Consider the following 14799-nt stretch of genomic DNA (forward strand, 5'->3'; position numbering starts at 1 on the left):
ATATCAAGCGGCTGGAACGCCACTGTGGAAACGGAAAGTATCATCTTCTGAGCAAATGAGTTGCTCTTCGATCGCTTTAAAATGCGCAACCCGCTCTGTGATAGGCTCACCCGCGTAGTCTTCGGCCAAACCAAGATAGTCTTGGTAATGACGCCCTTCAGATTTTAGAAGCGAGCGATAAAATTTCGCCAGAATATCGTCTAAGTAAGGAGCAAGTTTTGCAAAGCGTTCGCAGGAGCGAGCCTCAATAAAAGCTCCAACGATCAACGTATCGACAAGGCGGCCAGGCTCATGAGTACGAACATGCTCTCTCATTCCAGATGCATAGCGGGACGGCGACATATGGCAGTATGTTACATCACGCGCTTCCATCAACTCTAAAACCTGTTCAAAGTGAATCAGCTCTTCGCGCGCTAAGCGAGACATCTTATTCAATAGGTCACTGCGATCAACATAACGGAACATTAGTGTCATCGCTGTCGAAGCAGCTTTTTTCTCACAATGAGCATGATCAATTAATAATATATCCTGCTGCTTTAGCGCTTCATCAATCCACGCTTGCGGCGTTTCACAGCCTAAAAAGTCACGAATCTCGTCTAATACTTCCATCGAACCAACAACCTAACTAAAGAGAAGAACGTATTATAATGACTTTAAGTACGAGAACTCTAGAACGACAGGATAGGTCTGACAGGAATGCAGAGAATATTGCGCCCGATCAAGTATATCGAGCGCGGAAGGAGAGACTAATCTATCAATGTATCGATGAGATCTATCATGAACTCGGTGTCTTCCGAAGCCATGGCATCCCACCCTTTGATGCTCATTGACTCTAGAACAGACCGGCCTTTGTCATCCTGATTCATCGCAACTAACTCATCTAACAGCTTAGGTGCTAACGCCTGCAACTTTGGACCAGCCATCAGGGTATGGTGAACAACATCAATTTGGCTCTCAACCAAGACTCGCATTTGATTTCGGATAAGACCAGAAAGATCATCGAAGGCATCTTTCAAGAAAAACCCTACATCTGCTTGGCCGTTTAGCAATGCCTTAGCGACTAATACGTAGCTACCAGCACTTTGTTGCTCAATTGTGCTCCGATCAAGGTCCGCAGGTTCAATCATGATCATACCCATCATGTTGACATCTGGGTCTTGAGTACATGCAACGCGCACACCTGGTTTCAGCTCTTCGATACTCTGGTACGGTGACGATTCTGGTACGACAATAATTGCCTCATCACTCAAACCACTAGGACGAGCCAGCGCCTTAAACCCCTTGTCGCGAACCAACATTGCAGCGTCATAAGGGTTAGCATAAATCAGATCGATCTTATCGCTTTGGATATCGCCGCGTTGAGATTCAAAATCGTCATAAAGCTCTAGATGAAACTTCTCTTCGAGGCGTCGCTGTAACCAGGTGTTGAAAATAAACCAACCAGACAAATGATCAGGTGAAAAGTCAGGGCTAACACTCAGAACATAGCTCATGCACTTGCCTCCCCAGCCAACATTTCAGCGTAGAGTTTCGCGCTGGCATCTACCTTTGTGCGCGATGGCTTACGCCGAACCGACGTATACCCCATCAATTGACCATTACGGATATTAGGTATCACCGTCGCCTTAACCCAATAATAAGCACCATCTTTACGGAGGTTCTTAACATAACCGTGCCACTTTTTACCCGCTTGAATCGTATCCCACAGGTCCTTAAAAGCAGCAGCTGGCATGTCTGGATGGCGCAAAATACAATGGTTTGCGCCAATTAGCTCATCGAGTTTATAGCCCGACATGTCAACAAAAGCTTGGTTTGCATGGGTGATGTAGCCTTTTGTATCCGTCCGCGAAACAATAAGTTTACCGTCGGGATAAGGTACTTCGCGATCTACAACAAGCGCATCTCGCGACGTACCATCAAAATATTCGATTTGCATAAGCGTTACAGTAGCTTCCCTATTGCTTCAGCAGCACGCTTCACGTCTAGGAAAATCAAACCAAGGCGTGCATTTGGTTTCGCAACGACCGTTAAAACCGAATCGCTGTTTGCATGTGTCATCAAAATATAGCCGTCTGCGCCCTTCACGAGCACTTGCTCAAGTTCACCACGCGCAAGCTCTTGCGCGGTGCGCTCACCCAGAGACAGCATTGCTGCGCTCATAGCACCTACACGGTCTTCATCCATGCTTGCCGGTAAGAGCGCCTCGATCATAAGGCCGTCAGTCGAAATTACAGCAGAGGCCTCGATCTCAGCCGAAGTTCCGTTCAGGTCACTGAGAATTGACCCCATCATTTCAGAACGCATAACAATCTTACTCCGTTTTTTATATTGTACTTGATCCAATTATTTTTAATTCAGATATCGAACAGCTAGAGCACTCAACAAATCTACAAAAGACTGCTGATTCAGATTTGGCTGTTCATGAATCATCAATGCGAATGACTGAGATCCAATATGCACGATCCATGTGCCTAAGATACTGTTACCAACAGGGTCCAGCAATCCCCATGATTGCCCCATTAGTTTCAAATCAGTATTGAGCAAGCGACCGTGCCGCTCATGTAATGCAATTAAATCTGCAGACAGCGCTGCAAGACCATCTGCGTGATCTTGCTCAAAGCCTGCGGATGCCAAGCAAAACCCCTGATCGTCGCCTAAAACAACTTTTCCAGAGGACGATAAACTTGGCAGAATATCAACTAAACCGGCTTCTAAACTGCCTTTAAACGGTTCTGTTGGCTCGCTCACAAGCCCCAAGAAACGACGCGCTAAAAGGCGATCAAAGAGCGCCTGAGCACTACTCTCTTCCATATCCGCCAACTCAGCAAAAAGCTCGATACTAAACTCTAGCGCCGCTTCACTACTCATAAGCTGTAACAGTATCGCGCGGGCATCATCAGGCTGTGAATTAACCGTAGCGTAGTATGCACCGCTTGGAGTTACTTGAAGATAGCGTGCAGCATTGTCATCCAGACTCACTTTAACCCCTTAAAACTTAAGACCGGCAAATTAATATTCAAAAAGCTGAGCTGTGGTTGCAGCAGCCATGACACCAAATACGTAGCGCTGAGGAATCTGCAACTCGCTTATCACCTGGAAGGCACTCATGGGCCTCGTTTGCCAGAGGTTTATCACAGCGTGCACCTCTGGGACAGCGATATTTCTGACACACTCAGGCGCGTACTTCAGACGGCGCGTTCGCGTTGGGTCATCATTCGGCAAGATACGACCTTGCACTGTCCAAAGGCCACTCAGCCAGAGCAAATCTTGTGCTGTCATCACCCGCTCAGAGAAACCGAGACCGTCTTGGAGATCTTCCTCGATCACATCACCAAATTTGATGGAAAGCTCTCCCATACCAAATCGGCTTGTCATGACAGTGTACAACACCTCTTCAGTGAGATTAGTGACAAAGCAATCGGTCCAAGGCAAGTACTCTAAACGCAAATGTAAACCATCTATGGCAACCGATGAGGACTTCTCCCGGCCATCAGCAACCGCTTTTTCAATCCAAGGCAGTAACATACCATCCAGACTTATCTGCAAACGGCGGCGGTCAGCTTCTTGGGACCAATCGAGGTCTGGGAGGTGACCAAATACAGTGGCCATGTCACTAACGTGCTTTTTATCGATCGAAGGAGCTGTGAGTTGATCTTCCAGCGCCTTCTTTTTTTCTATGATGGGTAATAGCGCAGCAGCGTTCGTTTCAACTGACTTATTCGGCGAGGTTGCGACGGCAGCAACCGCATGTGTATTGACGCCAGAGGAGCCCGCTCCCGATGCACCCGCACCTGAGCTACTAGGTACTCTGCCGTTCGGCTTATCGCTAGATCTGCGGTTATGCGCTTTTTCTGCTCTAAGTTTCGCTAGCTGCTCTGCTTTACGCTTTTTGAGGAGCGCTCGTTTCTTGGCAGCGATTTTCAACTCTGTGACATTGGAGCCTCGGCTTGCCTGCTCTGCCTGCTCTGCCTGCTCTGCCTGCTCTGCCTGCTCTGCCTGCTCTGCCTGCTCTGCCTGCTCTGCCTGCTCTGCGTTCAGGGTGTTGGTCGCTGCTTCTGCGTCAACTACCCACGGCAAAAGTCCATCTGATGCTTTGTTTTGCAGCGCGCGAATGGCAGCCTCAAGATCAGAAGCAGAAAACGGCTTAAGCAATGCTACCGAGTTGAGCCACGACACCTCTTTGATGGAAACAACGACCGCCGGTAAAGCCACACGCTCGTATAAATAGTCACGCAACTCATCCTTCTGTTTCGGCTGATCTGCATTAAAGATCACCCAATCAGCCTTGGGAACTGAGTCTACGATTTGGAACTTCTTACCGAAGCGGTGTGAGGAGAAGAAGTACTGCAATGTGTGCAGCGTAGCGCCCTCAAAACCAAGTAAGAGGACTCGCTTAAAGTCTTTCTGCGCCGGCATAAATCAAACGTCCTTTTTTTTGTATGCCATAGGAAGGCTACAACCGTTAACCAAGACTGATCGCGATACATCCAAAGAAAGCACACGGTTGACGGATTTGGCTTGAGCTATTTCCTTTAGCTGCTCTGTCGTTTCCGGCCCGATCAATTGCTCTGCTTCGCTGATCAGTCGCTCAACTAATGCTCGTCCACGGTATCTCAGAATGATGACCAAATCAATCAGCGCACCCACTGTGTTGTCTTTGTCGCCGCAGACCATGGCCAGATAAAAACGTCGTACATGCGCCGTGAGATTAAGTGGCTCTCGAGACACTTTACGAACATACTGCCTGTGGCTTAATGTTGGTAACGAGCCTTTGTAGATTAATGTGTCTTGATCTGCTGATTCAAATGCCGACTGAATTTTATCCGCAAGCTCGCTTTCCAGCTCACTGTTAAGATCCCAGTCAGACAGGGCCATCCATATTTGTGACTCATTACCTGAGTTTTCGTCTTTTAAGCTTCTACTTTGATGCATAGTACTGCCGCCGAAAAAGTCTTTCCTTAAGTTTCCCTTAATAGAGCGTACAACAGAATAATCATATACTGTAGCAATGTAACCGGAAATTTTTAGTTTTCAATAGAGTTTGAAAACTTGATCTGAATCAGAATTACTCGCCCATCTTCCTGTCTAAAACCCACTGCAAAAACGAGCAAAACCACTGGGTTAGGCACAAAGTCTAAGGTTTAGGATTGTCGACAAACTTAACTTTATAGCACCTATAAGCTAGAATCCCCACCGCCATATCAATAATGAGACACGATCTCTGCACACCGTGGGCCAGGGGTGACGTTAAAGAGCAACGGCCACGGACATAACTGATGAGGGCTATAATTGTGCTTGAAGCTTATCGTAAACATGTAGAAGAACGCGCCGCAGAAGGTGTACCACCTAAAGCGCTGGACGCAGAACAAACTGCGGCTCTTGTCGAACTTCTGAAAAATCCACCAGCAGGCGAAGAAGAGTTTGTTCTTGACCTGATCACAAACCGTGTACCTGCTGGTGTTGACCAAGCCGCTTATGTAAAAGCAGGCTTCCTAGCTGCGGTCGCTAAGGGCGAAGCAGAATCCCCGCTGATTGACCAAGTCAAAGCTGTTGAACTGCTAGGCACGATGCTAGGCGGTTACAACATCGAGCCTCTGATTGACGCTCTAGACAACGACGCTCTAGCACCAACAGCAGCGAACGCGCTGTCTCACACACTGCTTATGTTCGATGCGTTCTACGACGTTAAAGAAAAAGCAGATGCAGGTAATGAATACGCTGCAAAAGTCATCAAGTCTTGGGCTGACGGTGAATGGTTTACTTCTAAACCTGAACTGGCTGAAAAGATCACGGTTACTGTGTTTAAAGTACCTGGTGAAACTAACACTGACGACCTGTCACCTGCGCCAGACGCATTCACACGTCCTGACATCCCACTGCACGCTAATGCAATGCTGAAGATGGCCCGTGAAGGCATCGAGCCAGAAGTACCAGGCGTGAAAGGCCCTATTGCTCAAATCGAAGCGGTTAAAGCAAAAGGCCACCCAGTAGCCTACGTAGGTGACGTTGTAGGTACAGGTTCTTCACGTAAGTCAGCAACTAACTCTGTGTTGTGGTTCTTCGGCGACGACATCCCTAACGTTCCAAACAAACGCGCAGGCGGTTTCTGCTTCGGCGGCAAGATTGCCCCAATCTTCTATAACACAATGGAAGATGCTGGCGCACTGCCAATCGAGATGGACGTTTCGAACATGAACATGGGCGACGTAATCGACGTTTACCCATACGAAGGCAAAGCCGTTAACAACGAAACAGGCGAAGTACTTTGCGAGTTCGGTCTGAAGACACAGGTATTGTTGGATGAAGTGCGCGCGGGCGGCCGTATCCCACTGATCATCGGACGTGGCCTGACTGCGAAAGCACGTGAAGCACTTGGCCTTGGCGAATCTGATCTGTTCAAGAAGCCAGAGCAACCTGCTGACACAGGTAAAGGCTTCTCACTAGCGCAGAAGATGGTTGGTAAAGCATGTGGTCTAGAAGGCGTTCGCCCTGGCACATACTGCGAGCCTAAGATGACAACTGTTGGTTCTCAGGACACTACAGGTCCTATGACGCGTGATGAGCTGAAAGATCTAGCATGCCTAGGTTTCTCTGCAGATCTGACGATGCAGTCTTTCTGTCACACAGCGGCTTATCCGAAACCAGTTGACGTTGAAACGCACCACACACTACCGGATTTCATCATGAATCGCGGTGGCGTGTCTCTTCGTCCAGGTGACGGTGTAATCCACTCTTGGTTGAACCGCATGCTGCTGCCAGACACAGTAGGTACAGGCGGCGATTCTCACACGCGTTTCCCACTAGGTATCTCCTTCCCTGCGGGTTCTGGTTTGGTTGCCTTCGCAGCAGCCACAGGCGTTATGCCACTGGACATGCCTGAATCAGTATTGGTTCGCTTCAAAGGCGATAAGATGCAACCAGGTATCACACTGCGTGACTTGGTTAATGCGATCCCTTACTACGCAATTCAGCAAGGCTTACTGACAGTAGAGAAAGCTGGCAAGAAGAATATCTTCTCTGGCCGCGTACTTGAGATCGAAGGTCTGCCTGACCTGAAAGTAGAGCAAGCGTTTGAACTGTCTGACGCATCTGCTGAGCGTTCTGCAGCCGGCTGTACTATCAAGCTAAACGAAGAGCCAATCAAAGAGTACCTGAGTTCGAACATCACTATGCTTAAGTGGATGATCGCAGAAGGGTACGGCGATGTTCGTACAATCGAGCGCCGTATCGAAGGTATGGAAGCGTGGTTGGCTAACCCTGAGCTAATGGAAGGCGACGCTGACGCTGAATACGCAGCCGTGATCGAGATCGATCTAGCTGACGTTAAAGAGCCAATCGTTGCATGCCCGAACGACCCAGATGACGTTAAACTGCTATCTGAAGTTGCTGGCGACAAGATCGATGAAGTATTCATCGGCTCTTGCATGACAAACATCGGACACTTCCGTGCAGCAGGTAAGTTGCTAGACGCAGCGGGCCAAGCAATCCCTACTCGCATGTGGATTGCACCACCGACTAAGATGGACGCAGCTCAGCTAACTGAAGAAGGCTACTACAACATCTTCGGTAAAGCCGGTGCTCGTATGGAGATGCCAGGTTGTTCACTATGTATGGGTAACCAAGCACGTGTAGCTGATAACAGCACAGTTGTTTCAACATCGACACGTAACTTCCCTAACCGTCTGGGTACAGGTGCAAACGTATACCTAGCATCCGCTGAGCTTGCAGCTGTTGCATCTTTGTTAGGTAAACTGCCAACGCCTGCTGAGTACTTCCAGTACGCAGAGAAGCTAGACACAATGTCTGATGATGTATACCGCTACCTGAACTTTGACCAGATCAAAACGTATCAGGACAAAGCAGCAACAGTGATCCCTACGGTTGCAGTATAATCTCACAGCCTAAGCGCTTATAAAGCGACAAAAGCCCACCCTATGGTGGGCTTTTTTGTATCTGCATCATTTCCGGCCTATCAACGCTCTGGCATAATCCGCAGCACCAAAGTCCGTTACTAGTACTGAGTTCATGTCCAATATTATTCTGTTCAACAAACCCTTTCAGGTCCTGACCCAATTCACCGATGAACAAGGCAGGAGCACGCTCGCTGACTTTATCTCTGACAAGGGTTTCTACGCGGCCGGTCGACTAGACTACGACTCAGAAGGTTTGCTGATTCTGACCAATGATGGCTCGCTTCAGAACCAGCTAGCACACCCTCGTTTTAAGCTAGAAAAAACCTATTGGGTGCAGGTTGAAGGAGATGTATCTCCAGAAGCGTTAGACAAACTCAGAAAAGGCGTTGAACTGAAAGACGGAAAAACACGCCCAGCGCGCGTACGAACAATACCAGAGCCACCTGTTTGGGAGCGCAAGCCTCCGATTCGTGAACGTAAAAACATCCCCACCCAGTGGCTGGAAATTAAAATTAGTGAAGGTAAAAATCGGCAAGTCAGACGCATGACCGCAGCCGTGGGATTACCGACTTTGCGCCTCATCCGTTACGCCATTGGCAGTTGGACGTTGGACGGCCTAGCACCCGGGCAACAAAAACAAGCGCAGATTAACATCGCAAAACCGAACAAACCGCGGAATCCACGGCCGCAACGCAGACGCTAATCCCAGCGCTCAGCGGCCTCCATATCTGACTCTTTTTGCGCAACCCAGTTTTCCCCTTCCGCTGAAACTTCTTTTTTCCAGAAAGGCGCGTCCCGTTTCAAATAATCCATCAAAAACTGAGCTGCGTCGAAAGCCTCTTTGCGGTGCGCACTTGAAACACCTACAAATACGATATTATCACCCGCCTCCAGTGCACCAACACGATGATAAACAGCAACACGCCCCAAGCTCCAACGACTGCGGGCTTGAGCAACAATATTGTGCAGTGCTTTTTCCGTCATACCCGGATAGTGTTCCAGATACAGCCTCTCAATGGCGGAGTCTGTCAAATCACGCACCATACCGGTAAAAGTCACCAATGCCCCATGCGCGCCATCATTGGCCTTTAGCCAGCCATGCAACTCAGCAATATCGAAATCTTTCGTATCAACCAGCACCCTACTATCGGCTTCTGAACCTAACACCTACGCCCCCCCCGCAACCGCACATTTTAAAATCTAACCCTACGCCAGTATCGTACAGTATCCTCAACAGAAACAAATAGACTCAGGTAGAAGTTAATGATCTGGACACCACGCGCCACAGTGGCGGTAATTGTAGAGCAAAATGAAAAGTATCTTATGGTCGAGGAGATTGATAACGGTGAGCACCGTTTTAACCAACCGGCAGGCCACCTCGAAGACGGAGAAACGATCCATCAAGGCGCAATCAGAGAAACGCTAGAAGAAACAGGTTACAACGTCCAGCTAACGGGAGTTATTGGCCTTTATGCGGCTTCCGCGGCTAACGGCACAACTTATCATCGCGTTTGTTATTGCGCCGATATTAAAGACCCAATCCCCAGCACCGAACTAGACGCCGATATTGTTGCCGTCCACTGGTTAACATACGAAGAGATTAAGGAGCGCGAAGCACAGCTGCGCAGTCCAATGGTACTGGCATGTATCGAGGATTATCGGGATAATCGACGCTTTCCACTAGACCTTATTCGTCAGCTATAATGGCAGCTTGTTAGCCATCATCATGAGAGATAAATGAATACCCAGCAGCAAAAAGTAATTGTCGGCATGTCCGGCGGTGTCGATTCTTCCGTATCCGCTCTACTCCTTCTTCAACAAGGTTATCAAGTTGAAGGCCTCTTTATGAAAAACTGGGATGAAGATGATGGCACAGAGTACTGTACCGCGCTGGATGACCTTGCCGATGCGCAAGCCGTGTGCGATAAGTTAGGCATACATCTTCATAAGGCGAACTTTGCAGCTGAGTACTGGGATAATGTTTTCGAGCACTTCCTTGAAGAGTATAAAGCCGGACGAACACCCAACCCCGACATCCTCTGCAACCGGGAGATCAAGTTCAAAGCATTCCTAGAATATGCCCTAGAGCTTGGCGCAGATTTTATAGCTACGGGCCACTACGTCCGGCGCGCTGATATTGATGGCAGCGCATCGTTACTCAAAGGCCTCGATAACAACAAAGACCAGAGCTACTTTTTACACCAAGTCGGCGAAGCTGAGTTAGCGCGAACCCTTTTCCCTGTCGGAGAGCTGGAAAAACCCGAAGTACGTCGCCTTGCCGAACAGCATGATCTCGTTACACACAACAAAAAAGACAGCACGGGTATCTGTTTCATTGGTGAACGCCGCTTCAAAGACTTTTTACAACAGTACCTGCCGGCACAGCCAGGTAAAATTGAAACAGACACCGGAGTCGAAATCGGCGAACACGCTGGTCTAATGTACTACACCATCGGCCAACGCCAAGGGCTACATATCGGGGGCTTGAAGGATTATCCTGAAGAGCCGTGGTTTGTTGCCGGCAAAGACCTTGATAGGAATGTTCTGATTGCCGTACAGGGAAAACAAAACGACCTGCTCTTCACTGACTGGCTCGTTGCAGAGGATATTTTCTGGATCAACGGCAACACTCCCGAGCTACCGTTTCGCTGCACAGCTAAAGTACGCTATCGCCAGAGCGATCAACACTGTACGCTTTCGCGTAACAGCGATGGTAAATACATGCTTGTTTTCGATGAACCTCAACGAGCGGTAACACCTGGCCAATCAGTAGTAATCTATCAAGACGACGTTTGCTTAGGCGGCGGCGTTATTGAATCGACAGGAAAGGATGAGAAATAAGCATGTCCAGAGCACATGATGAGCAGACAATTGCACTGGCGGGAATGTTCCAAGCGGCGGCACTGGTAGATCAGATCGCTAACCGCGGTATGGTTCCCCAGCACAACTTCGAGACCAGTATCTACAGCCTATTCCAGATGAATCCTTCGTCAACGGAAGCCGTCTTCGGAGAACCGCAAGATCTGCCTTACAACCTTTCTCTGGGATTAAAGCTGCTTAACGATCTGGTCGAGAAGAAAGAGCCGAAAAACAACAACATCACAAACTATGCGCTTAGCATGATCATGCTAGAGAAGAAGCTGTCAGCGAACTCCGCCATGCTTAATACGCTAGCGCAGCGCCTCCAAGAGATTGAAGGTAAGGCCGCCTATTTCTCCGAAAACACTGGCGATCGGGACATCACAGCATCGGACTACACTCATAGCAATGTGATTGCCAATATCGCTAACTGCTACCAAGAGACGATCAGCACCTTTAGCTTCCGCATCCAAGTAGGAGGTGACCCGCGTCATTTACAGAACAGCGAGAATGCAGCGAAAATTAGATCTCTGCTTCTAGCGGGTATCCGTGCAGCGATGCTATGGCGCCAAGTTGAAGGAAGTCGCTGGCACTTGCTATTCTTTAGGTCGAGGTTACGTCCATCGTTAAGAAAGCTAAAGCGTTAAGGGACGATTAAAGAAATGAGCCGCAACATCGCAAATAAGCAACACTTAATAAACACATGCTCATTATTTGCAGTAGGGCGCCAATGAAGAAATACCAAAAACTTCAACAATCAGCTGGCTTTAGCCTTGTTGAGCTTATGATCTCCGTTGGCGTTATCGCCGTTCTTGCTTCCATCGCTTACCCCTCTTATCAAGATTACGTTGAAAGCGTAAATGAAGCGACAGCGATCTCTGAAATCACCGTGATCGCTGGGAAAATAGATCAGTATTTCATTGTCCACAACCGTCTACCAAACTCCCTAAATCAGATCGGCGTACCCGGCGACATGCTATTGGACCCATGGGATACTCCCTATCAGTACACGGTCTTAGCAACGCTGAAAGGCAAAGGGAAAGCCCGCAAAAACAAAAACCTTGTGCCGATAAATACCGATTATGACCTCTACAGTAGCGGCAAAGATAAACGCTCTGTCTCGCCTCTTACCGCTAAGCACAGTAGAGACGATATCGTGCGTGCCAACAATGGCGGCTTTATTGGCTTGGCCTCCGACTATGAGCGTTAAATGAAGCTTCAGTTAACCGCATTAAGAACGAAAGTTGCGAAACGGCTTTTCGCCGTTATGCTTATCACGATCTTTGTGCCGTTGTCGCTGGCGGGGCTGCTCTCATACAGCAAGATGAAGCAGATCATTAGTACGGAAATTCAAGATACTCAGGTTAAAGAAAGCTCTGAATTTGGGCTTTTGATGCACGGACGCCTAAAACGTGCGCAAGACTCCCTCGAACTCTACTTAAAGCAGACTCAAAGTGGCCAAGTCCCCTACCCAACCTTGCGGGCTTTTTTGTCCGAGTATTTCATTGATATAACCGTTATCGAGCGCGATCAACTCGCCGAGGAGCGGCCGGCGCTCGCCCACCAACTGAACCTAAACCCTGAGCGTAAAATCTTTGCCGACTATACCGAAGCGTGGCCTTCGCTATCCCTGATAAGTTCTGAAGTATCGCTATCCCGCGAGTTGGTCGCTATTGGTCGCTTAAAAAGCGCTTATATCTGGGATCCAATCAACCTAGATGGCGAACAGGAGTTTTATGTCTTTGATGAAAACCAAGCACTGGTTCATGCCTCGAAGCCATTAGCCTCCGATACTCTCAGCGCTATCTTGAGCGCTAAAACAAGTACTATACTGCAAGAGCACGGCACAACTGATAACCCTCTGATGCTAGCGCGCTGGTCTCTATTTATGGATTATCAGTTCGGTGTGCCAGAATGGACCATCGTCACTGGTAAGCCTATCAGCGTGCTGAAAGACCGGCTAACTAGATTTACGTACTCTTACACCGCAGCGGCATTATTAACACTATTGCTGATTGTCCTCGCCGCGTTACAGATTATCCGTCGCAGCCTCAACCCAATTAATCGACTGATGCGCGGTACCCAGGAAATTGCTAGAAATAACTTTGATCACCGAGTCGCCATTGACAGCAATGATGAATACGGTGCATTAGCACGTCACTTCAACGCTATGTCATCGAACTTGAGAGATGCGTTCGATTTTAACGAAGCGGTTGCAGCTATTGATGCAGCTGCGCTGAAGTCAGAGGACCTCAAGAGCTTTGTCGATGCAATTCACGGTGCACTACCAAAGGTAACAGAAACCCAGCTATCAATATTATGCATTCACGGCGAACACCTACATGAAGATTGCCTTGTTTCTTATTACGATTACCGCGAAGAGAGCCTAGTACGCTTCGTTGCAAATAGATCCTCATTCTTAACGCCGTTAAACAGCGAGGTATTACCTGGACGGCCAGGCCCTCTCTCTCACCCCCTCGCTCTCCTTGATACACTGCAAATTGGGGTTTTAAAGGGCTTAAACTACAACGCATTTTACTTTGGCAACCAATTTCGCATCAACGCGGTGCTTATTAACGGTTCAGAGGGCGCTCCGAGCCAAGACCAGTCACGTATCCTCGACTTTTTAGGCCACTCCCGCGTTGTACTAGAGGCCCTGCAACGAGATCGAGCTCTAAAATACCAAGCCAATTTCGACGAACTAACAGCCATTAGAAATCGAAAGAGCTTTAGTGCGGCCATCAACGAAGTCTTAATTTTCCCTACTATGCAGCGGGCACACTTACTATTTATAGACTTAGACCGCTTCAAGAATGTTAATGACACACTAGGGCACCATGTAGGGGATAGGCTGCTTCATGATGCATCACGGCGCCTTGATGCTCTCATGCCTGAAGACGCATTACTGGCTCGTTTTGGCGGTGATGAATTTACCGTTTTCATTAAGGATCAAACAGATAAAGACGCTCAACTCTTCGCTGAAAGCTTAATTAATGCTCTATCTGAACCTTACGTAATCAACAGTTACCGAGCGAGCGTGAGTGCTAGCGTAGGCATTAGCACCTATCCCGATGATGGAGACGACTACGACGCGTTATTAAGAAAAGCCGACTTAGCCATGTACCACGCCAAAGAGCATGGACGAGAGCGAGCGACTGCTTACAACGCCGCACTGGAAGCCGAACTCAGCCATCGAACCGAGCTCGAAGCGATCGTTCACGACGCCACGCTACGGGACGAATTCGAAGTGGTTTTACAACCTAAGATGAGCGTGCGCACTGGCGAGCTGTGCGGATTCGAAGCGCTCTCTCGATTCTATCACCCTAAGAAAGGCCCCCTGTCTCCTTTTGAAGTTTTTCAAGTCGCTGAGGAAACAGGCATGATCTTAGAGTTAGGGTATCGGATGATGCTGAAGACGTTTCGTCAAATTAAACGCTGGAGCCTAGACTACCCGTTCCCCTACCGAGTCGCGATTAATGTGTCGCCTATTCAGCTGCTAGATGTAGAGTTCATTCACCGAATTACCTCGGGAATCGAAGACGCTGGCATATCGCCAACAAATGTCGAGGTTGAGATCACTGAGGGGGTCTTTATGGATAGCTCAGATAAAATCATCGAAACTCTTCATCAATTACGTGATATCGGAATCAGCGTAGCGGTTGATGATTTTGGCACCGGCTTCTCATCGCTATCTTATATCACCACACTGCCCATAGACCGGCTCAAAATTGACCGCTCATTTATTACTCGTATCACGCAAGGTGATAGACACAAAGGCGTCATTCGTAGCATCATACAGCTCGCGCATAACTTGGGATTGAGCGTGACAGCCGAAGGTGTAGAAACCGAGGTTGAGCAGCGCTTCCTTGAACAAGCAGCCTGCGACGAAATTCAGGGCTATCTGTACAGTAAACCACTCTCGCTAGATGGCGTTACAACGCTACTGCAAGCCGAGCAACGGCTGTTAACAACAGATACCGAGTAAAGTGCAGATTTATACCAGCGAAGCAGGTATAATTACGCGCTT

At 48.5% G+C, this 14799-nt stretch carries 15 protein-coding genes; 7 read left to right on the forward strand and 8 right to left on the reverse strand.

Features of this window, described 5'->3' with window-relative positions; translation table 11 throughout:
* Positions 1–3 precede the first annotated feature (3 nt).
* The 7 genes from EOE65_RS08530 to EOE65_RS08565 all read right to left on the reverse strand — a co-directional run bounded on the left by EOE65_RS08530 (position 4) and on the right by EOE65_RS08565 (position 4932).
* Entirely contained in the window at positions 4–609 is a 606-nt protein-coding gene (locus EOE65_RS08530) for a MiaE family protein (protein WP_127693889.1), read from the reverse strand.
* 137 nt (positions 610–746) lie between these two features.
* Positions 747–1493 carry a phosphate/phosphite/phosphonate ABC transporter substrate-binding protein gene (locus EOE65_RS08535; RefSeq protein WP_127693890.1) on the reverse strand — a complete coding sequence of 249 codons (747 nt, stop codon included), beginning with the start codon at positions 1491–1493 and terminating at the stop codon, positions 747–749.
* Entirely contained in the window at positions 1490–1936 is a 447-nt protein-coding gene (locus tag EOE65_RS08540; protein ID WP_127693891.1) for a PAS domain-containing protein, read from the reverse strand. Before EOE65_RS08540 ends, EOE65_RS08535 begins: the two co-directional genes overlap by 4 nt.
* A gap of 5 nt (positions 1937–1941) precedes the next feature.
* Complete coding sequence (locus tag EOE65_RS08545) at positions 1942–2304, reverse strand: roadblock/LC7 domain-containing protein (protein ID WP_127693892.1); 363 nt, start codon at positions 2302–2304, stop codon at positions 1942–1944.
* A gap of 45 nt (positions 2305–2349) precedes the next feature.
* Positions 2350–2979, reverse strand: coding sequence for a hypothetical protein (locus EOE65_RS08550; protein WP_127693893.1), 630 nt, complete (start codon positions 2977–2979; stop codon positions 2350–2352).
* A 30-nt stretch (positions 2980–3009) separates the two neighbouring features.
* The gene (locus EOE65_RS08555; RefSeq protein WP_164847058.1) at positions 3010–4416 is read right to left on the reverse strand and encodes a hypothetical protein; all 1407 of its coding nucleotides are present in this window, start codon (positions 4414–4416) and stop codon (positions 3010–3012) included.
* Between the two features lie 3 nt (positions 4417–4419).
* A complete protein-coding gene (locus EOE65_RS08565) occupies positions 4420–4932 on the reverse strand; it encodes a hypothetical protein (protein WP_127693896.1) in 513 nt (170 codons plus the stop codon).
* 359 nt (positions 4933–5291) lie between these two features.
* Between EOE65_RS08565 and acnB the strand changes: the two genes are divergently transcribed.
* Positions 5292–7892, forward strand: coding sequence for a bifunctional aconitate hydratase 2/2-methylisocitrate dehydratase (acnB, locus tag EOE65_RS08570; RefSeq protein ID WP_127694041.1), 2601 nt, complete (start codon positions 5292–5294; stop codon positions 7890–7892).
* 133 nt (positions 7893–8025) lie between these two features.
* Positions 8026–8616 carry a pseudouridine synthase gene (locus tag EOE65_RS08575; protein WP_127693897.1) on the forward strand — a complete coding sequence of 197 codons (591 nt, stop codon included), beginning with the start codon at positions 8026–8028 and terminating at the stop codon, positions 8614–8616.
* On the opposite strand, the gene moaE is transcribed toward EOE65_RS08575, so the two are convergent.
* Entirely contained in the window at positions 8613–9080 is a 468-nt protein-coding gene (gene moaE, locus EOE65_RS08580; protein ID WP_127693898.1) for a molybdopterin synthase catalytic subunit MoaE, read from the reverse strand. The genes EOE65_RS08575 and moaE overlap by 4 nt on opposite strands.
* Positions 9081–9176: 96 nt before the next feature.
* Between moaE and EOE65_RS08585 the strand changes: the two genes are divergently transcribed.
* From EOE65_RS08585 to EOE65_RS08605, 5 genes are all read left to right on the forward strand, one after another.
* Positions 9177–9617, forward strand: coding sequence for an NUDIX hydrolase (locus EOE65_RS08585; RefSeq protein ID WP_127693899.1), 441 nt, complete (start codon positions 9177–9179; stop codon positions 9615–9617).
* Positions 9618–9650: 33 nt separating this feature from the next.
* Entirely contained in the window at positions 9651–10754 is a 1104-nt protein-coding gene (gene mnmA / locus EOE65_RS08590; RefSeq protein ID WP_127693900.1) for a tRNA 2-thiouridine(34) synthase MnmA, read from the forward strand.
* Between the two features lie 2 nt (positions 10755–10756).
* Positions 10757–11419 carry a high frequency lysogenization protein HflD gene (hflD, locus tag EOE65_RS08595; protein ID WP_127693901.1) on the forward strand — a complete coding sequence of 221 codons (663 nt, stop codon included), beginning with the start codon at positions 10757–10759 and terminating at the stop codon, positions 11417–11419.
* Between the two features lie 83 nt (positions 11420–11502).
* Positions 11503–11982 carry a prepilin-type N-terminal cleavage/methylation domain-containing protein gene (locus EOE65_RS18320; RefSeq protein ID WP_127693902.1) on the forward strand — a complete coding sequence of 160 codons (480 nt, stop codon included), beginning with the start codon at positions 11503–11505 and terminating at the stop codon, positions 11980–11982.
* Entirely contained in the window at positions 11983–14757 is a 2775-nt protein-coding gene (locus tag EOE65_RS08605; RefSeq protein ID WP_127693903.1) for an EAL domain-containing protein, read from the forward strand.
* Positions 14758–14799: the final 42 nt, after the last annotated feature.

Origin of the sequence: Neptunomonas marina, assembly GCF_004005935.1 — a bacterium.
Taxonomy (GTDB): Bacteria; Pseudomonadota; Gammaproteobacteria; order Pseudomonadales; family Balneatricaceae; genus Neptunomonas; species Neptunomonas marina.

Excerpts from the sequence above, each read along its gene's own strand:
- EOE65_RS18320 (WP_127693902.1), top strand. The coding sequence starts at position 11,503 with ATGAAGAAATACCAAAAACTTCAACAATCAGCTGGCTTTAGCCTTGTT.
- EOE65_RS08605 (WP_127693903.1), top strand. The coding sequence starts at position 11,983 with ATGAAGCTTCAGTTAACCGCATTAAGAACGAAAGTTGCGAAACGGCTT.
- EOE65_RS08535 (WP_127693890.1), bottom strand. The coding sequence starts at position 1,493 with ATGAGCTATGTTCTGAGTGTTAGCCCTGACTTTTCACCTGATCATTTG.
- EOE65_RS08585 (WP_127693899.1), top strand. The coding sequence starts at position 9,177 with ATGATCTGGACACCACGCGCCACAGTGGCGGTAATTGTAGAGCAAAAT.
- hflD (WP_127693901.1), top strand. The coding sequence starts at position 10,757 with ATGTCCAGAGCACATGATGAGCAGACAATTGCACTGGCGGGAATGTTC.
- EOE65_RS08575 (WP_127693897.1), top strand. The coding sequence starts at position 8,026 with ATGTCCAATATTATTCTGTTCAACAAACCCTTTCAGGTCCTGACCCAA.
- EOE65_RS08540 (WP_127693891.1), bottom strand. The coding sequence starts at position 1,936 with ATGCAAATCGAATATTTTGATGGTACGTCGCGAGATGCGCTTGTTGTA.
- EOE65_RS08565 (WP_127693896.1), bottom strand. The coding sequence starts at position 4,932 with ATGCATCAAAGTAGAAGCTTAAAAGACGAAAACTCAGGTAATGAGTCA.
- EOE65_RS08530 (WP_127693889.1), bottom strand. The coding sequence starts at position 609 with ATGGAAGTATTAGACGAGATTCGTGACTTTTTAGGCTGTGAAACGCCG.
- EOE65_RS08545 (WP_127693892.1), bottom strand. The coding sequence starts at position 2,304 with ATGCGTTCTGAAATGATGGGGTCAATTCTCAGTGACCTGAACGGAACT.
- mnmA (WP_127693900.1), top strand. The coding sequence starts at position 9,651 with ATGAATACCCAGCAGCAAAAAGTAATTGTCGGCATGTCCGGCGGTGTC.
- EOE65_RS08555 (WP_164847058.1), bottom strand. The coding sequence starts at position 4,416 with ATGCCGGCGCAGAAAGACTTTAAGCGAGTCCTCTTACTTGGTTTTGAG.